Genomic DNA, 20,802 nt, shown 5'->3' on the forward strand with positions numbered 1-20,802 from the left:
TCGTGCCGATGACGCCGCGCGACGGGGACGAGGTGCACGGACGGTTCCGCTATGCGCCGTGGTCGGGCGGGCCCGACCCGCTCGCCCCGCCCTTCGACGTGCGGTCGGCCCTCGACGAGGTCGGTCACGACGTCCTGTCCGGCGGGTCGCTGCGCGAGGCGCTGCGTGAGCTGATGCGACGGGGCATGGACGGTCGCCGCGGTCTCGACGACCTCGCCGAACGCGTACGCCGCCTGCGGGAGGCCGCGCGCCGACGCGGTGACCTCGGCGGCACGCTCGACCAGGTGCGCGCGATGCTCGACCAGGCGCTCGCCGAGGAGCGCGACACCCTCGCGGGCGAGGACGGTGACGACGCCCGGCTCGCCGAGATGGACCTCGCGACGATCCCCGACGACGTCGCCGGTGCGGTGCGGGCGCTCGGCGACTACGCGTGGCACTCGCCGGAGGCACGCGAGACCTACGAGCAGATCCAGCAGATGCTCCAGCGCGAGGTCGTCGGGGCGCAGTTCGAAGGGCTCAAGCAGGCGCTGTCGGGCAACGACCCCGAGGCGATGCAGGCCGTCAAGGACATGCTCGCCGACCTCAACCAGCTCCTCGCCGCCCACGCCCGGGGGGAGGACACCGAGGACCAGTTCCGCGACTTCATGGACAAGCACGGAGACCTCTTCCCCGAGCAGCCCGAGAACGTCGACGAGCTCATCGACGCCCTCGCCCGGAGGCAGGCCGCGGCCGACCGGCTGATGGCCTCCCTGACGCCCGAGCAGCGCGAGCAGCTCGGCCAGCTCATGTCCGACGCACTCGGTGACCCCGACCTCGCGTCGCAGATGGCGCAGCTCTCCGACAACCTCCGCGCCCTGCGGCCCGGGCTCGACCGGCGCAGCCCGGTGCAGCAGGGGCAGGGCGGCGAGCCGATGGGCTACGGCGACGCCGTCGGCGCGGTGGCCGAGCTCGCCGACCTCGAGCAGCTCGGCGAGCAGCTCGGGCAGGGCTACTTCGGCGCGACCCTCGACGACGTCGACGTCGAACGGCTCGGGCAGTACCTCGGCGCCGACGCCGCCCGCGACATGGAGGCGCTGCGCCAGCTGGAGCGCGAGCTCGAGCGCCAGGGCTACGTCTCCCGCGGCGACGACGGGCTGAGGCTCACGCCCCGCGCCGTGCGTCGCCTCGGCGAGACCGCGCTCAAGCGGGTCTTCGAGCGCGTCGAGGCCGCCGGACGTGGCGACCACGACGACCGCGCCGCCGGTCAGGCCGACGAGCCGACGGGTCTGACCCGGCAGTGGGAGTTCGGCGACGAGCTGCCCATCGACACGGTGCGCACCGTCTCGAACGCCTTGCAGCGCAACGCGGCCCAGCGGAGCACGGCATCGGCTCCAGCCAGCGGTGGGGTGGAGCTGCTCGTCGAGGACTTCGAGGTGGCCGAGACGGAGCGGCGCTCGGTGGCGGCGGTCGCGCTGTGCGTCGACATGTCGTTCTCGATGATGCAGGAGGGGCGCTGGGGGCCGATGAAGCAGACGGCGCTCGCGCTCTCGCACCTCGTGCAGACCCGCTTCCGGCACGACGCGCTGCAGATCATCGGCTTCAACCTCGCGGCCCGCACGCTCACGCCCACCGAGCTCACCGAGGCCGAGCCCGAGTGGGTCCAGGGGACCAACCTCCAGCACGCGCTCATGCTCGCGTCGCGGCACCTGCGCCGGCACCCCGACGCCGAGCCGGTGGTCCTCGTCGTCACCGACGGCGAGCCGACGGCGCACATCGAGATCGACGGGAGGCCGGCGTTCCACTGGCCGGCGACCCAGGAGACGGTGCGCGCGACGGTCGCGCAGGTCGACGAGCTGCGCCGCTCGGGGGCGCAGCTCAACATCTTCATGCTGGGCGACGACCCGGGGCTGGGGCGCTTCGTCGACGCGGTGGCTCGGCGGGCCGGCGGGCGCGTGTTCACGCCCGACATCGCACGGCTCGGGGAGTACGTCGTCGCCGACTACCTGCGCACCCGCCGCGGACGCCGCTGAGTCGCGGGACACGAAGGACAGGAGAGCAGCATGGGCAAGGTCGTGTCGTCGGCATCGATGTCGCTGGACGGTTTCGTCGCGGGACCGAACGACGAGGTCGGGCCGCTCTTCGACTGGTACGAGGCGGGCGAGGTGCCGTGGGAGTCGGCGGGCGGTGACATGACCTTCCACCTGACGCAGACCGACGCGGACTACTGGCGGTCGTGGGTCGGACGGCTCGGTGCGCTCGTCGTCGGCCGGCACCTCTTCGACATCACCGACGGCTGGAAGGGCACGCACCCGCTCGGTGTCCCGGTCGTCGTGCTGACCCACGCGCCGCCGGACGGCTGGGGCTACCCCGGCGGCACGGTCGAGTTCGTGACGGGCGGCGTGCACGATGCGGTGGCGCGGGCCCGCGAGATCGCTGGCGACGCGGACGTCGGTGTAGCCGCGGGTGAGATCGCGAGCCAGTGCGTGGCCGAGGGGCTGCTCGACGAGGTGGCGATCGACCTCGTGCCGTGCTTCCTCGGCGTCGGGCGCCCCTACTTCACCGAGGCCGCCGGCCAGGTCGTGCTCGGAAACCCGACGACCGTCGTCGAGGGCGAGCGGGTCACGCACCTCGTCTATCCGGCGCAGCGCGGCTGACGCCGTAATCCGGTCGCTCGCACGGGTCACCGGCTGTCATGGTGGCGCCATGGGGCGAGCTCACGACGCGCGGCTGGACCGCATCGAGGCCTACTACGACCGGGTCCCGCGCGCTGTCGCGGCGGTCGAGGAGGTGGGCCCCTTCACGCTCTTCGTCGCCGACGAGGGCACCGGGTGGCAGTTCTACGCGCGGCCCCGGTTGGGCGGTCGGGGCGTCTTCACCCCCGAGGACGTATGCCGTGTGCTGGAGCACCAGCAGGCCCTCGGGGTGCCGCGGGCGCTCGAGTGGGTCGACGAGGTGACGCCCACGCTGCTGCCCGCCGTGCGTGGAGCCGGTCACGAGCCACACCGCTACCCACTGCTCGTCATGCCGCCGGAGGTGCCGGTGTCGCCAGACCCGCGGGCACGGACCCTGCACCCGGCCGAGCCGCACCTGTCGTTGGCGATGGGCGCGGTGTCGGCAGGTTTCGAGGGGTGCGACGAGGTGGAGCCGAAGGACCCGGGCAGGCGGCCCGAGCTCATGGAGCGCGGCGACCTCCTCGTCGTCGCCTCGTTCGAGGGCAACCGTCTCTGCGGCGCCGGGTCCGCCGCACCGCGCGGGGACGTCGCCGAGCTCATGGGCATCGCCGTGCCACCCGGCCACCGGGGCCGCGGTCACGGCACGGCGATCACGAGCACCCTCGTCGCCGCGTGCCGCGAGCAGGGCGTCGAGGTCGTCTTCCTCTCCGCCGGGTCCGACGCGGCGGGCGAGATCTACCGCCGGGTCGGCTTCGTCGACGTCGGCACGGCCTGCATCCTCGAGCTCGACGACTGAGGCACGAGCAGCATCACCGGGAGCGCCCTCCGTCACTGCTGCGCTGGGTGCAGCACTGACGCACAGCTCGGGTCGCCGTCGCGTCTCCGGCGCCCCCCGGTCAGCCGACCTCGGCGAGGGCGTCCGCGAGGTAGGGGCGCAGGGCATCGGCCCAGCGGGCGCAGGTCGCCGGGAGGGTCGGCAGGCTCGGCCGGGCCGGCTCGGTCGACCGGGACACGAACGACATCGACGCCGCGGCCGCGAGGGCGAGGAGGTCTGCGGGGTCGCGGTCGCGCAGGGCCGGGTCGGTGCGCGCCAGCTGGGCTGTCGGCACCTCGCTGCCGGTCATGGAGCAGTCGAGCGCCAGCAGCGCGTGGTCCATCCAGGCCGCGCCACGCCTGGCCTGTCCCCAGTCGACGAGCACGGTCCGGTCAGCCGTCAGCACGATGTTGTCGGCCCGGATGTCCCAGTGCACGAGCGCATCCCCGTCGATGAGGTCCGCCGCGCGGTCGGCATGCACGGCGAGCGCGTCGTGGTGCTCGGCCCACCACGGGTCGACGAGGTCGAGGCGGTCGGCCAGCCCGCGCCACCGGGTGAGGAAGATCGGGGACGAGTCCCGTGCCGCGGGGAGGCCGTCGAGGTGGACCGCGTCCAGCACTGGCCGCAGCTCGTGGAGCGCATCGCCGACGCGCCGGAGGTCTGCGCCACTCCAGGGGGCTGGGGGAGGTGACCCCGGCAGGTCCTCGACGAGGAGGACGACCCAGTCGCCGTCGTCGTGGACGTCGAGCAGCCGCGGCAGGCACGCGTGGTCGGGAAGGGCGGCCAGCACCCGAGCCTCGGCACGCAGGAGCTCGGGTGTCGCCGGGTCGAGGGCGGTGCCGCAGGCCTTGACGAAGGCGGCGGTCCCTGATGCCGTGCGCACCCGCGCGGCAGGTCCCGGCGACATGCCGCCGACACAGTCGACGACGCCGACCACCTCGCCGCCCAGTCGCCGCTCGACCCACTGCCGCATCCGAGCGGGCGCCTGAGCGAAGCCGATCCGGACGCCGACCGCGTGACCACCCATCGGGCGAGCATGCCGAGTGGGACGACAAGGCTCAAGTCGACAACGCGCGAGGACGTCAGACCTTGGCGGGGCGGAAGCCGGCGGACTCGGCGTCACTCATCGTCGCGAAGCACTGCTCGGGCTTGGTCACGTTGTAGTACCGGTCGCCCGGCTCGTGGGCGATCATCGAGTCCTCGTTGCCCTTGACCGGGCGCGACTGCGGGCACGGGGACTTGTCGCCCGCCTGTGGCCACGAGCCGGTGAAGCCGCTGCCAACCGCTCCACCGGTGGCGCCCACGTTCGGGTCGACGCACGCGGCCGTGGGGCTCGCGGCGTCCGCGCGGACGTACGCCGTCTCGCGCGTGTGGGCCCCGTAGCCGTCCCCCGAGTCGTAGCGGGCGACGGCATACCCCCGCTTGACGAGGCGCAGGCCGGCGTCGACCCCACCCACGTCCACGTAGCGGAGCAGTCGGCCGTAGCGGTCGACGTCGTCCTGGGCGCCGGCGGTGAGGGTCACGCGCTGGCCACCGATGATGCCGCGCAGCGCGTTGCGGGCCTCGGTGAAGCCACACTGGCCGGTCTCGGGGGTGTCGATGCCGATGAAGCGGATCTTGCGTGACACCCCGGCCCGGGAGACCCAGATCGTGTCGCCGTCGACGACCGTGGTCACGGCCCAGGTGGCTGCAGCCGCCTTCGCCTTCGCGGCCGCGGCCGTGGCCTGCGCGGCCCTGTCGGCGGCAGCCTTGGCCGCGGCGGCTCGGGCAGCAGCAGCCTTGGCGTCGGCGGCCTTCTTCGCGGCGGCAGCCTGGTCCGCGGCAGCCTGGTCGGCGACGGCCTTGGCCTCGTCGGCGCGCCGGGCGGCATCCGCGTCGACCGTCGCGACCGGGGTCGTGGGAGCTGGCGTGTGCGTGGCCGTCACGACGGGTTCCGCCACGGCACCGGCGAGAGCGTTCTCGTCGGAGCCTCGCGCCGCGGTGCCACCGATCGCGGCGAGCGCCACGAGGGCGGCGACGATGACGAGTCCGTTGGTCCTGCGGCTGCGCATCCTGCTCCCTGGTCCCCTGCTGATCGGGCTCACCGTAGGTGATCGGTACCGCCCTGTCCGGCGAATCGGCCATGGTCGTGGGGCCTGCAGTCGGTCACACTGGCGGGGACGGGGGACCTGTCACGAAGCACGACGAGGGGGACCGATGAGCGAGCCGGAGACCACACCGACCGACCAGGCCACGAGCGCTCCGACCACCGTGGACGCCTACGTCCAGGGCTTTCCGGACGGGCCGCGCCAAGTGCTCGAGCAGGTGGCCGCGGCGCTCCGCCGGGCGGTGCCCGGCGGCGAGGAGAAGATCCGCTACGGCATGCCGGCGATCATGTTCAGCGGCCGCTACGGCATCCACTTCGCGGGGTGGAAGAAGCACGTCGGGCTCTACCCGGTGGGGGAGCTGGATCCCGACCTCGAGGCGGAGGTGGCGCCGCACCGAGCGAAGAAGGACACGGTGCAGTTCTTCTACAAGGACCCCGTGCCCTTCGACCTCATCGAGCGGGTCGCCCGGGCGCTCGCGGCACGCCACTCGGGGTGACCACGAGCGCCGACCTCAGTCGGTGACCGTGACGCCGCGCCAGAAGGCGACCCGGTCCCGGATCTGCGCGGCTGCGCTCTTGGGCGTCGGGTAGAACCATGCGGCGTCGCGGTTGGTGTCGCCGTCGACGGTGAGGGAGAAGTACGAGGCCTCGCCCTTCCACGGGCAGGCGGTCTGCGTGCCGCTCTCGACGAGCACGCTGTCGTGGACGGACTCGCGGGGGAAGTAGTGGTTGCCCTCGACGACGACGGTGTCGTCGCTCTCGGCGATGACCTTGCCGTTCCAGATCGCACGCACGCTGAGCTCCTTGTCGCTCGCGTCCCGGGGTGGGACGTCCTCACCGACAACTCCGGGGCGGGTCGAATCCTTCCGAACGTTGGACAGCCTCAGCCGGGGCAACGCTCAGTCTCGGCGGGCGAGGAGGAACGCCTGCGGGGTCTTCTCGTAGTCCTGCGAGGCCCGCTCGGTGCGCACCGTGACGCGGAAGCCCGCGTCGGCGAGCTGCGCGGTCACCCGGTCGGCGTCATGGCGGTGAGCCTCGAAGGTGACCGCGTGGCCGTATGCCTGCTCGTGCCGCACCGAGAAGCCACCGGTCTGGAAGGCGAGCAGCAGCAGCCCGTTCGGGCGGGTGACGCGGTGCAGCTCGGCGAACACGTCGGGCAGCAGCGCCGCCGGGGTGTGGATGACCGAGTACCACGCGACGACGCCGGTGACCGAGGCGTCGGCGAGGTCGAGCGCGGCGAGGGTGCCCGTGCGGAAGTCGAGGTCGGGGTGCCGCCGACGCGCCTCCGCGACCATGCCCGGCGACAGGTCGATGCCGCTGACGTCGAGGCCGAGGGCGGCGAGGTGCCCGGTGAGGCGCCCCGGTCCGCAGCCGACGTCGACGACCGGTCCGCCGCCCTCGAGCCGGACGAGCTCGGCGAAGTGGCCGAGCAGCGCCCGGTCGAGCGGGCTCCGCTCGAGCTCGCCCTCGAGCAGGCTCGCGTAGTCCGCCGCGACCGTGTCGTAGGCCGCCCGCGTCTCGGTCACGTGCACGGGCTCGGTCACGTGCACGGGCTCGGTCACGGGCTCGCTGGCGTGGACCGGCCGGGTGAGGTGGACCGGCTCGGTCACGCCTCGGCCTTGATGAGCCCGAGGGTGTGCGCGACGACGGCGGTCGCGTGTCCGTGCCCGAAGCCGTGCTCGGTCTTGAGCCACGTGACGAGCTCGCCGTGCTTGACCGTGCCGGCGGCGTGCTGCTCGCGGACGAGGCCGATCCAGTGCTCGATCGGCCGGCCGTGGTTCCGCTCGATCGACGGGAAGTAGGACGCCGGTCCCTTGGGGGCGGGACTGGTGTCCGGGCCGGCGGTGGGCTGGGTGCTCATGGGTCCTCCTGGAGTGGTCGTCATGCCACCACGTCGAACGGCCGGCCCGCATCTCGACACTCCGGTGGCACCCGCACGGGAGGGACGACCGGCTGGCAGCAGGGCCCCCGCCGCGCGTCGGGAAGGCGCGGCCCCTGTCGAGCTGCCAGCCGGCCGTCCCGGTTCGGGTCGGCTGTGTGGCCTAGGCGGTCCGGGCGGTCGCGAGGCCGGCGACCGCGACCTCGGCGGGTTCCGGGACGGGAGTGCTGCGGCCGTGTGCCGCGTGGCGGGCGAAGTCGGCCACGACCTGGCCCGCCTTGCGCCGCGACGGCATGAAGCGCAGGAAGAAGGTCAGGCGCAGCACCCACGCGACCCAGCCGGTGAAGGGGATGCCGTAGAGCTCGGAGATCGAGCGGCCGACGCCGAAGGAGGCCGCCTGGCCGAGCCCGCGGTAGGCGAACGGCTTGGTCGGGCGGCCGCGGAACGTCCGCGCGAGGTTGCGCCCCACGTGCTCGCCGCCCTTGATCGCCCACAGCGCGTTGGCCGGCACGGGCTCGCCGCTCGTCGGGTGGACGACACACGCGGCGTCCCCGGCGGCCCAGACGCCGTCGACGACGGAGAGGTCGGGCCGGGTGACGAGGCGGCCGCGCGGGTCGCGGTGCGCGTCGAGCCCCGGGACCTGCACGGGACGTTGGCCGATGGTCGCGATGACGGTGCTCGCCGGGAGGCTCGTGCCGTCGGAGAGGTAGGCGTGGTCCTCGGTCACCGAGGCGAGGCGCACCCCGAGGCGCACCCGGACGCCGAGGCGACGCAGCTCCTGGTCGGCGCGACGGGCGAGGCGGGGCTGGTCGTCGCGCAGCTCGGGGAGGATCGCGTCGCCGGAGTGGACGAGCTCGACGCGGACGCGCGCACCGCCGAGGTCGGCGACGGCCGCGGCCATCTCGACGCCGGCCATCCCGCCACCGGCGACGACGACGGTGTGACGGCGGAGACCGCGGTGCGCCGCTGCCTCGCGGACGCGGTCGGTCAGGACGGCGATGTCGCCGGGCGCCCGCAGCGTGAAGCCGTGCTCGGCGAGGCCCGGCACGGTGGTCGCGGGCTCACGGCCGCCGGTGCCGACGACCAGGGCGTCGTAGTCGAGGACGCGCTCGTAGCCAGTGTCGGAGGGCGAACCAGGCCGGGGATCGGACTCGTCGTCGGCCAGCACGTAGCGCACGACCCGGTGCTCGGCGTCGATCGCCGTCGCGCGGCCGAGGACGACGTGCGCGTGCGGCATCGCGTCGACGAGCGGCGTGCGCGTCCGGTCGTAGGGCAGCAGCCCCGCGAGGACCTCGCCGGTGAAGCCGTGGAAGCTGTGCGCGTCGTCGGTGCTGATGACGACGACCTGGACGTCGCCCGCGCGGACCGCGCGTCCGGCGTGACGCATCAGGCCGGCATACGCGTGGAGGGTGACGTAGCCGCCGCCGAGGAGGACGACGCGGTAGCGGGCGCGGTGGCCGCCGCGGACGAGCGTGGTCACGACGCCACCGCCAGCGTGGAGACGGCGGTGGTGGTGGCGGGGCGGCCGACGGCGACCGGGCGCCCGAACGTCGTCGGCTCCGCGGCACGGAAGCCGAGGTGGGCGAGGTCGGCGGCCATCCCGCGGGTCCGGTCGACGAGCTCGAGCGTCGGGACGCCGATCGAGAAGTGGCCGCGGTGGCCGGTGAGCGCGAGGAGCGCGGTCTCGGCGAAGCACGCGTAGGAGCGGCCGTCGGGGAGGCCGATGTTGCCGCCGGCGAGGCGCAGGCTCGGGATGTCGACGACGCCGCCGTCGACGACGAGGACGTCGGGCCGCTCCTCGACGAGCGACGGGGAGGTGTTCCGGGGCTGGGTCGCGTCGAGCACGACGGCTCCGGGCGCGAGGTGCTGGGCGCCGAGGAGCGCGTCGGCCGAGGCGGTGAGGAGGATGACGAGGTCTGCCGTGGCGACGGCGTCCATCGTCGTGGCGGTCGTCGTCGGGACCTGGCGGCCGACCTCGGCGGCGAGCACGTCGAGCCGTCCGGCCCCGCGGGCGACGAGGGTGAGCCGGGCGACGGCCCGGTCGCGGGCGAGCAGCCGGGTGACCGCAGCGCCGACGCTGCCCGTCGCGCCGACGATCGCGACGTGCGGGTCGGCCGGGTGGTCGACGGCGTCGCGCAGCAGGCGGCGGGCCTGGTCGTCGACGATCGCGGCGGTGAAGGCGTTGCCGTTCGTCACGCCGATGTCGGTGCGGCCGCGGAGCGAGACCCCGCCCGCGGTCACCGTGGCGGTCAGGGCGCCGAGCCCCACGACGTCGCAGCCGAGGGCGCGGGCCTTGTCGACCGCACGGTGAACGCGGGCCCGGCCTTCGCTGGGGGAGGTGAGCAGGTGGCGCGCCCCGAACGGCACGAGCACGACGTGGCCGACGCGCGAGCCGCCGATATGGATGCCCGCCATCGAGATCGGGCGCAGCGGGAGCCGGCGCAGGGCGGTGTCGTAGACGGGGTCCGGCACCCGGCCGAGCGGCGACCAGACGCGGGCGAGGTCCTCGCCGAGGCGGGCCCGCGGGTGGACGGTGAAGGCGAACGTGCTGCTCACGGTGCTCCTGAGGGGTCTGCGTATGCCGTGTGGCTCGGGAGGAGCCGCTTCATGAGTCGCGGTGCGGCGCCGTTGCAGGAGAGGAGGAGCGGCCGGAGGGGGTGATACCTCGGGGAGCGCGCGGGACGGCATACGCCCTCGAAACTGGGTACGCGTACCCAGCGCTCGTGCGCCCGTGCCGGGCGGGGCGATAATCGAGGATGCTCCGCATCGCGGCGGCCCTGGCCGTCTGCGCCTTCTCGGTGGCGGCCTGCTCGGGCGGCGACGGGTCGGCCACGGGCGGGAGCGCCGGCCCCCCGGTGTCGTCGAGCAGCAGTGCATCCGGGGGTGCGACGTCCGGCGTGCTCGAGGTCGTCGCCGTCTACCGGCCCGTGTGCGGGCCCGAGCCGCGGCCGACTGCTGGGGGATCATCGGCGCCGGCCTGCCCCGAGGAGCCGGTGGGCGCCGTCGAGGTCGTCGCGACCGGCGCGGACGGGACGGTGGTGGCGCGGGGCACGACGGCGGCGGACGGGCGGGTGTCGCTGGCCCTCGCTCCCGGGACCTACACGCTGACCGCCGCGCCTGCGCCACCGCCGCGCATCACCCCGCGTCCGACGTCGGTGACCGTCGGCACCGAGCCGATGCCGACGGTCACCCTGGTCTACGAGTCGTCCATGCAGTAGGGACGACTCGCGTTCGCGCTGCTACTTGCCCGTGCCCCCCTTCATGACGATCGACGCCGCGTTGGTGTTGTTGCCGAGCGTCAGGTCGGGCGTCGAGCTCGTCACGGACGCGGTGTTGAGGATCGTGCCGACGCTGCCGGACACCTGCGACTCGATGACGAAGGTCACCGAGGCGCCGGCCGGGACGTTGGCGGAGGTGCACCGGACCGTGTGGGTGGCCTTGGTGTAGGTGCACTGCGGCGAGACGTACTGCACGACGAGCTTCTTGTTCGTCAGCGGGAGCGCGTCCGTGACCACGATGTCGCGGGCGTCGGACGGGCCGCCGGTGCCGCACGTCGGGGTCTGCGTCGACTGGGCGTCGGTCTCGCACCCGGTGTCGTTGTGCACGACGAGGGTGTAGATGAGCGTCGGCGACGGGTTGCCGGACCGCTTGCTCGCCTGCTTGTCGAGCCAGACGTCGGCGCGGGTGTTGACGGTGGTGCCCGCCGTCGCGGTGTTGTTGCCCGGCACCGGGTCGGGTGTCGGAGAGCTCACCACGACGCTGTTGGTCAGCACCGTGCCCGGGTCGAGCGACGGGTCGACGCGCACCGTGAGCTGGACCGTCGCGGTCTGGCTCGGTTGCAGCGTGCCGACGGCGCACTCGACGCTCGCGGTCTGCACGAGCGTGCACACCGTCTGGCCGTTGTTGTCGACGCCGGACACGAACGTCACGCCGGTCGGCAGGGTGTCGGTCAGCAGGACCGAGGTCGCCGTCGACGGACCGCCGTTGGTGGCCGTGATGGTCCACGTCAGGAGGCCGCCGGCGATGACCGGGTCGGGCGAGTCGGTCTTGGTGACCCGGAGGTCGGCCGAGGCCGTGACGCCCGTCGGGACGCTGACCCGGTTGTTGGCGTTGTCCGGGTCGGCCGTGGTGCTCGACACGACGGCCTCGTTGACGAGGATCGTGCCGGGCGTGACGTCCGGTGCGACGGTGCCGTTGACCGTGACGACGGCGCTCGCCCCGGCGTTGAGGTTGCCGAGGTTGCACGTCAGGTCGTGCCCGGTGGGCTGGCCGTACGTGCACGTGCCGACGGTCGTCGACACCGACACGAAGGTCACTCCGGTGGGCAGCCGGTCGGTCACGACGGTGCCGACGGCCCGCGACGGACCGTTGTTCGTCACCGTGACGACGTACTGGATCGGGGTGCCGGCGACGACCGAGGCCGGCCCGGTCTTCGTCACCTGGAGGTCGGCGGAGCCGGTGAAGACCACCTTGCCCGTCGCCTGGTTGTTGGCCGTGACCGGGTCGGGCGTCGGGCTCGACACGGTGGCGACGTCGTTGACCTCGGCGACGTCGGCTGCGGTGACGAGGACGCGCACCGTGGTGCGCCCCCCGGCCGGCTCGGTGCCGAGGTCGCACGTGATCGTGATCGCGGTAGCCGGGCCGGCGGCCGTCGGTGCGCACGTGCCGGACGGGGTCACGGTGACCCCGGTGACCGAGAACGGCGTGCTCGAGGTGAGGACGTCGGTGAGCGTCACGGTGACGGCGTCGGAGGGTCCGAGGTTGTCGACGTGGATGTCACAGAAGGCCTCGGTGCCCGCGGGTGCCGTGGTGTCCGGCTTGCAGACCTTCGTGACGGCGAGGTCGGCCTTGGCCAGCACCGTCGTCGTCGCGGTCGCCGTGTTGTTGCCGGGTGTCGGGTCGGTCTGGTTGGCCGCCGCGACCGAGGCCGTGTTGGTGATCAGCCCGGACGCGTTGGTGCCGAGGAAGTTCGACGGCACGTGGACCTGGATCCCGATGACGACCGACTGGGCCGGCAGGAGGGTCCCGACGGCACAGGTCAGGGTGCCGGCGGCGTTGGTGCAGCCGGGTGCGCTGACGAGGCTCACACCGGCCGGCAGCACGTCGGTGACGGTGACGGCCTGCGCCGTCGCCGGACCGTCGTTGGTCGCGGTCAGCGTGTACGTGAGGTCCTGACCGGCGACGACCGGGTCGGGCGAGTCGGTCTTCGTGATGCGCAGGTCGCTCTGGAGGCACGACGGCATCCGGAACGAGCCGATGGTCGTCAGCCCGTTGTCGTGCATGCCCGTGAGCCAGTAGGTGCAGTCGTCGACCGGGTCGACGTTGAGGCCGGCGTAGTCGCCCCAGCGGTTCGATCCCGCCTGGAAGGCCGTGCCCGCGGTCATCGTCTGCTCACCCTGCGGCATGGACCCGAGCGGGTCGTTGACGCTGCGGGCCGTGTAGGCCAGCGACGGGAAGGTCGTCGTGCCGTCGGATGCCGAGTAGCCGAGGGCGATGTCGCCCCGGCCGTCCATCGCCGCGGCCGCCATCCAGCGGTGCACGCCGTCGACCGGCGCGTACGTCCCCTGCTGGAAGATCGACCAGCCGGCCCCGGTGTTGCGCAGCTCGTACCACCGCACCCCGGCGCGGTTGGCGCCGTCGGCGTCCACGGTCTGGTTGATGACCATGGCCTGGTGGTCGGCGAAGTTGCGGTACTGCAGGCGCGCCATGAGGCGGTTGGTGATGCCGTCGACCTTCTGCGTCGTCCCGGGCTGCGGGATGCAGTCGCGGAAGGTCGGTGTGCAGCTGAGGTCGGTGTCGAAGGCCGCCGTGTTGACCGTGTCGGTCAGCGTGAACGTCGTGTTGGCCGGGGTGGCCCAGTCGACGTGGAACGACCGGATCTCGATGCGGTCGTTGCCGCCGTCGAAGGCGCCGTCGAACGACATCGCGAACGGGTTCGGCGCACCTGCGGGCGGCGGGTTGGCGCCGTCCCAGTCGGCCGGGACGATGCGGCGCTCGCGGCCGTCGACGCCGCCGCCGACGCCGACGCTGAAGGACTGGAAGGTCGCGGGCGAGCCGGAGAGCATCTGCCCACGGTCGAAGGCGTACGCGCCGACCGCGCCACCCTCGTACGTCGACATGTAGAGCCCGTCGGGCCAGATGCCGTACTTCATGTAGTCGTGCGACCGCGGCAGGTTGAACTGGTAGAGGAACCAGTTCTGCGTCGGGTCGGGTGTCTGCGAGTAGGCGATGCACATCGGGAACGTGCCGCCGGGACCGGTCGCCGAGTTCGGGTTGGTGAACTGGCTGATCATGAACCGGTCGGCCTCCTGGTCGTAGAGGACGATCGGGTCGCCGGCGTTCTGGTTGCGGCACTGGTCGAAGCCGGTGCCGGCCGTCGTGCCGTTCTGCCAGAGCACGTTGATGTTGGTGGGGCCGGCGAGCGAGGTGCCCTGCTTGTTCCAGATCTGGATCTGGGAGTTGACCATCTGGACGTAGTGGTTGGGCCCCACGTCACCGTTGGGGTCGGGCGGGGTGAACGGGCTCGTCTGTCCGGCGAAGGACACGAGCGGCGCGGTGAGCTCCTGGCCGGCGTCGAAGGACGGGGCCGCCTTGGTCGTCGCGGAGGCGAGGGTCTTGCTCGTCTGGAGGACGGGGTCCTTGGCGCCCGGTGTCTTCGTGGTGGCGCTCGCGTGCCCGCGCCCGAGGCCCTCGCCCGGGTCGACGCGCGTCGCGCTGGGGTGGTGGCTCAGCTTCTTGAGCGGCGTCGTGGTCCTCCCGGCCGCGAAGGGTTGGCTGACGTAGGGCCCCGGTTCTCTGCCGCTCTGCATCACCGTGCCCTGGCTCGAAGTGATGGCCAGTGCGGAGGTCATCGGCAGCGATGCCGCCATCAGAGTGACCGCCAGCACGCGCGGGATGAGATGCGCTGTCATGTCCGTTCCTTCCCCGTTGGTTGGACTGAGCGACCTTTCAGTGTTGCCCCGGCCTGTTTCGAGCCGCAGCCGCATCACCGAAATGCCCACAACTCTTGCGTACCAATACAATTCGTTATGAAACGGGTGATACCTGAGGGGCGCCGCTACGGTGGGGGTGTCTGTGGGAACGGTGCGTATGCGTGGGGCGGGACCGCAGCGGAGTGCACTTTGTCCCGCGGCCGGCCGCACGGCATACGCCTCGGTCGCGCCGACGTGCCTAGGCTGCGGTCATGGCGACATCACGCGCGGGGAAGTGGTCGATCGCGTCCCGGGACTCGTTCCTGTCGATCGGGTCGACGGGATCGGTGCTCTCGATCGGGAGCGCGGGGTCGGTGCTCTCGATCGGCAGTGTCGGCTCGTTCGCGTCGTTCCTGTCGATCGGGTCGTCGATGAGCGCGCTCTCGCTGCTGTCGAACATGTCGCGACTGTCGGTGCTCTCGCACCAGAGCGACGGGTCGGTCCTGTCGGCGCAGTCGAAGCGGGCGGTGCGCGGCTACCGCGTCAACGGGACGCCGGATCGGGGACGGTCCTCGGCGGTCGAGCCGGCCGGGCGGTAGACGAGCCAGAGTGCGCCGGTCGGGGTCGGGGTGGCGCTGACCAGGGTGAGGCGCTGGAGTTCGGCCAGGCAGTCGAAGAGGCGGCGACCCTCGGGGTCGAGGACGGGCGCGACGGCGAGGTGGAGCTCGTCGACGAGGCCCTCGGCGAGCAGTGACCGGGCGAGCTCGATGCTGCCGTGGACGCCGATGTCGTTGCCGGGCAAGGCTTTCAGGTCGCGGACGACGTCGGCGAGGGGGCCCTGGACGACCTCGGCGTCACCCCACTGCGTCGTGAGCGGGCTGGACGTGACGACGTACTTCTTGACGCCGTTGATGAAGTCGGCGAAGGGCTGCTCGTCGGAGGTCGGCCAGTAGCGCGACCACTCGTCGTACATGTGGCGGCCGAGGAGCACGGCGTCCTGCCGCTCGATGAGGGCCGTCTCGCGCTCGATGAGGACGTCGTCGAACGTCGGCGGCTGGGGCTTGTCGGGGTCGACGTCGGGCGGGAAGCAGCGCGTGGGGTCGTCGACGGAGCCGTCGAGCGAGGTGATGGTGTAGAGCACGATCCGGCGCACGGCGGTCTCCTGGTGGTGGGGCTACGGGGCTGCGGGGCCGCTGGGGGTGAGGTTGAGCCAGACGGCGAGGTCGGTGATCTCGCGGTGGACGGCGGTCGTGATGGCCTTGGTGAAGCGGACGTCCTCGTGGATCGCATTGACGACGAGCGTGCCGGCCTTGCGGTCGGCTTGGGCGTCGAGCTTCCCGACGAGCCGGTCGTGGTGGAGGATCGGCAGCGCAAAGTAGCCCCACCGGCGTTGGTCCTTCGGCTTGTACATCTCGAGGATGTACTCGAAACCCCAGAGCTGCTCGGCGCGCACGCGGTCGTGGACGAGCCGGTCGAACGGGCTGAGGAGGGCGGTGCGTCCCCTGAAGCTGTCGGCGACGTCGAGGTATGCCGGGTGGACGCGCCACGTCCCTGGCACGCCCTCGACCTCGGCGGGCTCGCCGGCGTCGCCGACGTAGTTGCCCTCGCCCGGCATGACGGTGCCGCTGGCCCGGGCGATGCCGAGGGAGGCCAGGCGACGCTCGTTGCGGTGTGCGATCGCCTCGTCGAGGCTGAGCGACGCGAGGTCGGGCGGATAGACACGCTCGGGGACGTCGAAGTAGCGCTGGCGGCCCTTGCGCCCGGCGATCGCGACTTCGCCTCTCAGGGCCATGGCCTCGAGCATCTTGGTGATGTTGCGGTTGTTGGTCCAGCCGGTCGAGGGCCACGGGACGACGCTCGTGTCGGGGATGTCGCGTGAGAGGAGGGGTCCGTCGGCTTCCAGCGTGGTGAGGATGTCGCGGCGGAACGAGTCGTTGGCGGCGAGCCAGTCGGCCATGAACGGGTAGGGCTCGGCGTCGCGGACCTCGGCGATCACGGCCGGCACGTCGTGCGGGCTGCGGACGTAGGCGACGGTCTCTACGAGGGTGCGGTCGTGCTCGATGGCCTTCGTGAGGTCGGCGGGGTCGTAGGTCCTGCCGAGGCGGCTCCACAGGACGAGGTCGGCGCTCGGAGCGATGGCTGCGGTCGGGTCGATCTGGAGGAACGTCAGCCGCTCGACCGTCTGCACGAGGTCGGTCGGGCGCGGCAGGTCGAGCAGCTGCGCGTGCACCGCGATGCGACGGGCCTGCTCGCTCGTGAGCTGGTGGACCACCATGCCGGAGACCCTAGCCAGCCCCGCCGACACGCGGTGGTCGGGGCGGTCACCTCTCCTGTGGCTCGTGCACGGGCGGAGGGAGTGGCTCGAACCGGGTGGTGGCAGGGTGGCCGGTCGGGTCAGCTCGCGGCCCAGCCGGTGACGTCGACGATGCGCAGGACGAGGACGCGGTCGAAGGGGCGGTCCCGGTACTGCGTGTAGCGGTCGGCGAGCAACGCCGCGAGACCATCCATGCGTTCGGGCGACGGTGCCGCGTCCCACTCCAGCGAGGCGCGCACCCACCAGAGCCGCGACCAGTCGTCGCGGTCCCACTGCTCGACGAGCAGCGTTGCGCGCGAGTCGGACTCGAGGTTGTGCTCGCGCTGGAGCCGGGACAGCGACTTGGGTTTGACGCGGTCGATCGGCACCCCGACGAAGCCGTCCTCGTCGACTGCGTAGACACACGGCACGGCGTCGACACCGCGGGTGGCGTGGAGGGTGCAGAGCACGCCGTGGTCGTGAGCGACGAGTCGCGTCATGGCATCCGAGCGGGCGAGCCTCATCGCGGGGCCCGCGCCGTCAGCTGGGAGGTCGTCGTCATGCGGTCCTCGCGATCACCGCGTCGTCGGTCGTCTGTCGTCTGTCGTCTGTCGTCTGTCGTCCCAGCCAGCCTAGGTGGCCACGGGCGGCGCGGACGTCGCCCACGGCATACGGGATCGGCGTGGTCCCGACGCGCGCGCCGCTACTGTGGCGGCATGGCTGGTCAGGTGCAGGCGCCCTTCTGGGCCAAGGTCATCGCGACGTTCACCGGGTGCGCGTCGATCGGGGCGCTCGCCGGGCTCATGGGTGGCGCGCTCACGAAGGACGTCGGGCGCGGGCTCGTCGTCGGCATCGTCGCCGGGCTGCTCGTCGCACTGGCCCTCGTCATCCTCAAGCCGGACCGCATCCGCGGCGAGTGACCGCCCCGCGGACCGTGAGGTGGGTCAGGGCCGCTCGCGACCCGACGGTGCGGCCGTCCGGGTGCCACGCCCGAGACGGAGCCCGGGGACGAGCGCGGGGACGCTGACGGCATACGCGTCGTACGCCGCCCCGAACGTGCGGCGGAGGTCGCGCTCCTCGAAGGTGATCCCGACGGCGATGTAGCCGGTGGCGGCGACGGCGAAGAGCAGGTGCGGCGCGCTCATCTGCGGGGTGGCCCAGAACGCGAGCACCATCCCGGTCATCAGCGGGTGCCGCACGATCGCGTGGAGGCCGCCGACCTGCAGCGTCGCGGGCCCGTGGGACGGCTGCGTGCGAGAGCCCCACCCGGCCTGCCGGAGCCCGAGCAGCTCGAGGTGGTCGACGGCGAAGGTCGCCGCGATCGCGAGCACCCAGCCCGCCGCGCACAGCGTCCAGAGGGCGTATGCCGTCACGCCGTCGACGTGCCAGATCAGCTGGTCCCATGGTTGCCACAGCGCCAGCAGGAGCGCGAGGCACGCGTTGGTGGCGAGGACGTAGGTGGTGCGCTCGAGCTCGGCCGGGACCTGTCTGCGGAGCCAGGCCTTCGCCGGTCGACGTGCCATCACCGAGTGCTGCACGGCGAAGAGCAGCAGGAGCGCGAGGTCGACGGCGACCGCCCAGCCGGTGCTGGCGCGAGCCGGCCCGTCGACGGTGCGGGGGATCGCGATGCCGGCGAGGAAGACCATCGTCCACACGGTGATGGCGACGAACCCGCACCAGGCGGCGGCGGAGATGACGAGAAACGCGATGCGTCGGGACATCTCTACAGGTTGTCGACGCGCGGGCGGCGGCACAGCCGTGGAACTACCCCACTTCTACGGCGTCCTCTACGGGGTCCGCGCGACGTACCAGGCCGCCACCTGCGAGCGGGAGCTGAACCCGAGTCGCAGCCGGATCCGCTCCAGGTGCGACTCGGCGGACCGCTCGGAGATGCCGAGCCTGTCTGCGATCTGGCGGTTCGTGAGGCCCTCTGCCACGAGGCCCGCGACCTCCGTCTGGCGCGTCGTGAGCCCGGTCGGCACGGCGCGGCGCAGCGCCGGCAGGCCGAGGAAACGCCGCACCTCGTCGACGACCGACTGCGCATCGCCGATGGCAGGAAGGTGCGAGCGGCCCTCGAGCTCGACGAGCTCGGCCTCCGGGATCGCCTGTGCGAGAGCCCGGCCGCCGGCCAGCGGGGCGGCCCGGTCTCCACGACGGTGCAGCACCAGGGTCGGTGCCCGGACGCGCCCGACGGCCGGGGTGACGTCGAGTCCGTAGGCGAGCTGCAGCAATGCGACCGCCGTCTCGGCCGAGGAGGCGGCGCGCTGGTAGCGGGCGAGGGTCCGTCGCGTGCCGGCGTCCGCATCGGGGGCGAAGACCTCGGTGAGCAGGTCCGATCCCAGTCCCCAATGGGTCGCGAGCAGGCCGAGCACGTGCTGCCGGCTGTGGTCGTCACCGATGGCGCTCCCGATGGGCCAGCCGCCGTAGAGCACGAGGCGCGAGAGGGTTTCCGGCCGTTCGGCGGCCCACTGAACGGCCGCCGCGGCCCCCAGTGACCAGCCGAACAGGTCGAAGCGGGTGGCGCCGACAGCGTCGGTGACGGCAGCGATCGTGGCGACCTCCAGCTCCATCGTGCGGGGGCCGTCGTAGGCGTCGGAGAGGCCGCAGCCCGGTCGGTCGTAGCGCACCAGGGTGCGTCCGGACGACAACGCCTCGTGGAACATCCGCTCGCCGGGGATGGCCCATCCCATCTCGAGGTGGCTCAGCCATCCGGGGGCGACCACGAGGAACGGACCACTCCCCGTGACGGCATACGCCACTCGGCCCCCGCCAGTCAGGGGGGCCGTCCCCAGGCGCTGCGCAGCCACGGGGTCCAGTGAACCGCACGACGGCGTGGGGTCGCCCGGTTCAGGGTGGGGGAGTCAGGGGGCGTCGGGCGGCAGGCTCAGTCAGTGGGCGGGCTCGGGCTGTCGGGCAGGCTCAGGCTGTCGGGCAGGCTCAGGCCGTCGCGCTCGTCGTCCCACGCGGCCGCGCTGATGCGCCACCCGTCGGCCGTGCGGACGAACTGGATCGTCTTCATCCCGCGCCCGGTGAACGGCTCGCCCTCCTGCGTGCCCGCCTTGGCGTAGCCGCCGAACCAGTGGGCGATGTCGCCGAAGACCTCGACGCGCCCCGCGACCGGCCACTCGCGGAAGCCGGTCAGCGAGCCCCCGGTCAGCAGCGCCTCGCGCGGAGCGATGAACTCCTCGACGCCCATGACCGCCGGCTCCAGGCCGCAGGTGCGCACGATGACGGCCCGGGGGAGCAGCAGCGCGCGCAGCCCGTCCATCCGCTCCGAGCAGCCCGGCCCCGAGACGAACGCGCCGAAGAACGCGTCGACCATGCCCTGGATGGTGGCCTGGTCGCTGGCCCGGTCGTATGTCGCGGCTCCCGTCGTCACGGCCCACACGCTAGCCGCGCCACCCCGACCGATGGCGTATGCCGTGTGCCCGGGTCGGTGGGTGGCGTGGCGTCGTGTGGGGGCTGGGACTGGGGCTGGGCTGGGGCTCAGCGGCCGGCGGTCACGGCCTTGAGCTGGTCGAAGCACTCGCTCACGTGGTGCTGGAGGTCGTGCGCGTCGGTCGCGTCGTTGATCCACGTCTCGAAGCCGACCTTGAAGGCCGCGATCCCGGCCTCGGCGGTGAGGCTCGCGGTCGGGTCGGTGACGCCACGGGCCCGGAGGGCGTCGGCCATGGCGGCTCCGAGCGAGGCGAGCTTGATGAGCTCGCGCTCGCGCAGCATCGGGTTGGCGTCGATGACGCGCTGACGCAGCCGCGAGCCCTCCCGGTTCTGCTGGAGCAGGCCGCCCACGGTGTCGAGCGCTGCGGCGACAGCATCAATGGGAGCAGCCGAGTCACTCTGTGCCGCAATGGTCTCCGCGAGGAGGGCGTGCAGGTCGATCGGCCCGGCGAAGAGCACCTCGCGCTTGTCGGCGTAATGCCGGTAGAAGGTGCGCTCGGTCAGGCCGGCGCGGGCCGCGATGTCGGCGACGGTCGTCTGCTCGAAGCCGTGCTCGAGGAAGAGCTCGATCGCCGCCGCCATCAAGCGACCGCGTGCATCCGGCTCCCAGCGACCCATGTCGTGAATCCTAGCGATGACAGGGACTGACATCAGGGGTTATCGTGCTGATGTCACAGACTGACATCACGGCGGCGCGAACGGCGGCGACCGGTCGGTCACGATCAGGAGG

At 72.7% G+C, this 20,802-nt stretch carries 22 protein-coding genes; 6 read left to right on the plus strand and 16 right to left on the minus strand.

Annotation, left to right across the window (positions count from 1 at the left end):
- Positions 1–8 precede the first annotated feature (8 nt).
- From ASD90_RS01030 to ASD90_RS01040, 3 genes are read left to right on the plus strand one after another with little or no spacing between them, the layout of a single operon-like run.
- Complete coding sequence (locus ASD90_RS01030; RefSeq protein ID WP_157622916.1) at positions 9–2,009, plus strand: VWA domain-containing protein; 2,001 nt, start codon at positions 9–11, stop codon at positions 2,007–2,009.
- Positions 2,010–2,039: 30 nt separating this feature from the next.
- Positions 2,040–2,633 (plus strand): dihydrofolate reductase family protein, encoded by a 594-nt coding sequence (locus ASD90_RS01035; protein ID WP_056750419.1) that lies wholly within the window; start codon positions 2,040–2,042, stop codon positions 2,631–2,633.
- A 49-nt stretch (positions 2,634–2,682) separates the two neighbouring features.
- Complete coding sequence (locus ASD90_RS01040; protein WP_056750421.1) at positions 2,683–3,447, plus strand: GNAT family N-acetyltransferase; 765 nt, start codon at positions 2,683–2,685, stop codon at positions 3,445–3,447.
- A gap of 100 nt (positions 3,448–3,547) precedes the next feature.
- On the opposite strand, the gene ASD90_RS01045 is transcribed toward ASD90_RS01040, so the two are convergent.
- Both ASD90_RS01045 and ASD90_RS01050 read right to left on the minus strand, forming a co-directional pair.
- Positions 3,548–4,492 carry a phosphotransferase family protein gene (locus ASD90_RS01045; protein ID WP_056750422.1) on the minus strand — a complete coding sequence of 315 codons (945 nt, stop codon included), beginning with the start codon at positions 4,490–4,492 and terminating at the stop codon, positions 3,548–3,550.
- Between the two features lie 55 nt (positions 4,493–4,547).
- Complete coding sequence (locus ASD90_RS01050; protein ID WP_056750427.1) at positions 4,548–5,516, minus strand: thermonuclease family protein; 969 nt, start codon at positions 5,514–5,516, stop codon at positions 4,548–4,550.
- Between the two features lie 145 nt (positions 5,517–5,661).
- Here ASD90_RS01050 and ASD90_RS01055 point away from each other — a divergent pair, with 145 nt between their 5' ends.
- On the plus strand, positions 5,662–6,048 hold the full coding sequence (locus tag ASD90_RS01055) for an iron chaperone (RefSeq protein ID WP_056750431.1): 387 nt from the start codon (positions 5,662–5,664) through the stop codon (positions 6,046–6,048).
- A gap of 15 nt (positions 6,049–6,063) precedes the next feature.
- Here ASD90_RS01055 and ASD90_RS01060 read toward each other — a convergent pair whose 3' ends face one another.
- From ASD90_RS01060 to ASD90_RS01080, 5 genes are all read right to left on the minus strand, one after another.
- On the minus strand, positions 6,064–6,345 hold the full coding sequence (locus ASD90_RS01060; protein ID WP_056750433.1) for a DUF427 domain-containing protein: 282 nt from the start codon (positions 6,343–6,345) through the stop codon (positions 6,064–6,066).
- 105 nt (positions 6,346–6,450) lie between these two features.
- Positions 6,451–7,161 (minus strand): class I SAM-dependent methyltransferase, encoded by a 711-nt coding sequence (locus ASD90_RS01065; protein WP_235506338.1) that lies wholly within the window; start codon positions 7,159–7,161, stop codon positions 6,451–6,453.
- Entirely contained in the window at positions 7,158–7,412 is a 255-nt protein-coding gene (locus ASD90_RS01070) for a DUF4287 domain-containing protein (RefSeq protein WP_056750436.1), read from the minus strand. Before ASD90_RS01070 ends, ASD90_RS01065 begins: the two co-directional genes overlap by 4 nt.
- Positions 7,413–7,593: 181 nt before the next feature.
- The gene (locus ASD90_RS01075; protein WP_056750439.1) at positions 7,594–8,910 is read right to left on the minus strand and encodes an NAD(P)/FAD-dependent oxidoreductase; all 1,317 of its coding nucleotides are present in this window, start codon (positions 8,908–8,910) and stop codon (positions 7,594–7,596) included.
- Positions 8,907–9,986, minus strand: a complete 1,080-nt coding sequence (locus tag ASD90_RS01080; protein WP_056750443.1) for a semialdehyde dehydrogenase — start codon at positions 9,984–9,986, stop codon at positions 8,907–8,909. Before ASD90_RS01080 ends, ASD90_RS01075 begins: the two co-directional genes overlap by 4 nt.
- Before the next feature lie 200 nt (positions 9,987–10,186).
- On the opposite strand from ASD90_RS01080, the gene ASD90_RS01085 reads away from it, so the two are divergent.
- Positions 10,187–10,648 carry a hypothetical protein gene (locus ASD90_RS01085; protein WP_056750445.1) on the plus strand — a complete coding sequence of 154 codons (462 nt, stop codon included), beginning with the start codon at positions 10,187–10,189 and terminating at the stop codon, positions 10,646–10,648.
- Positions 10,649–10,669: 21 nt separating this feature from the next.
- On the opposite strand, the gene ASD90_RS01090 is transcribed toward ASD90_RS01085, so the two are convergent.
- The 5 genes from ASD90_RS01090 to ASD90_RS01110 all read right to left on the minus strand — a co-directional run bounded on the left by ASD90_RS01090 (position 10,670) and on the right by ASD90_RS01110 (position 17,134).
- On the minus strand, positions 10,670–14,341 hold the full coding sequence (locus tag ASD90_RS01090) for a DUF11 domain-containing protein (RefSeq protein WP_056750448.1): 3,672 nt from the start codon (positions 14,339–14,341) through the stop codon (positions 10,670–10,672).
- Between the two features lie 259 nt (positions 14,342–14,600).
- On the minus strand, positions 14,601–14,801 hold the full coding sequence (locus ASD90_RS23280; protein WP_056750451.1) for a hypothetical protein: 201 nt from the start codon (positions 14,799–14,801) through the stop codon (positions 14,601–14,603).
- Between the two features lie 75 nt (positions 14,802–14,876).
- The gene (locus ASD90_RS01100; protein ID WP_056750454.1) at positions 14,877–15,494 is read right to left on the minus strand and encodes a dihydrofolate reductase family protein; all 618 of its coding nucleotides are present in this window, start codon (positions 15,492–15,494) and stop codon (positions 14,877–14,879) included.
- 21 nt (positions 15,495–15,515) lie between these two features.
- The gene (locus ASD90_RS01105; protein WP_056750457.1) at positions 15,516–16,616 is read right to left on the minus strand and encodes a DNA glycosylase AlkZ-like family protein; all 1,101 of its coding nucleotides are present in this window, start codon (positions 16,614–16,616) and stop codon (positions 15,516–15,518) included.
- Positions 16,617–16,735: 119 nt separating this feature from the next.
- On the minus strand, positions 16,736–17,134 hold the full coding sequence (locus ASD90_RS01110) for a hypothetical protein (protein WP_235506339.1): 399 nt from the start codon (positions 17,132–17,134) through the stop codon (positions 16,736–16,738).
- Between the two features lie 216 nt (positions 17,135–17,350).
- On the opposite strand from ASD90_RS01110, the gene ASD90_RS01115 reads away from it, so the two are divergent.
- Entirely contained in the window at positions 17,351–17,554 is a 204-nt protein-coding gene (locus ASD90_RS01115; RefSeq protein ID WP_056750464.1) for a hypothetical protein, read from the plus strand.
- Positions 17,555–17,578: 24 nt separating this feature from the next.
- Here the strand turns inward: ASD90_RS01115 and ASD90_RS01120 are convergent, their stop codons facing one another.
- The 4 genes from ASD90_RS01120 to ASD90_RS01135 all read right to left on the minus strand — a co-directional run bounded on the left by ASD90_RS01120 (position 17,579) and on the right by ASD90_RS01135 (position 20,690).
- Positions 17,579–18,355: an isoprenylcysteine carboxylmethyltransferase family protein gene (locus ASD90_RS01120; protein ID WP_056750467.1), complete on the minus strand. Its 777-nt coding sequence runs from the start codon at positions 18,353–18,355 to the stop codon at positions 17,579–17,581.
- A gap of 66 nt (positions 18,356–18,421) precedes the next feature.
- The gene (locus ASD90_RS01125; RefSeq protein ID WP_056750470.1) at positions 18,422–19,441 is read right to left on the minus strand and encodes an alpha/beta fold hydrolase; all 1,020 of its coding nucleotides are present in this window, start codon (positions 19,439–19,441) and stop codon (positions 18,422–18,424) included.
- 77 nt (positions 19,442–19,518) lie between these two features.
- A complete protein-coding gene (locus ASD90_RS01130) occupies positions 19,519–20,013 on the minus strand; it encodes a DUF4440 domain-containing protein (RefSeq protein ID WP_235506340.1) in 495 nt (164 codons plus the stop codon).
- Positions 20,014–20,120: 107 nt separating this feature from the next.
- Positions 20,121–20,690: a TetR/AcrR family transcriptional regulator gene (locus ASD90_RS01135; RefSeq protein ID WP_056750471.1), complete on the minus strand. Its 570-nt coding sequence runs from the start codon at positions 20,688–20,690 to the stop codon at positions 20,121–20,123.
- Between the last annotated feature and the right edge of the window lie 112 nt (positions 20,691–20,802).

Origin of the sequence: Terrabacter sp. Root181, from assembly GCF_001428505.1 — a bacterium.
GTDB lineage: Bacteria > Actinomycetota > Actinomycetes > Actinomycetales > Dermatophilaceae > Terrabacter.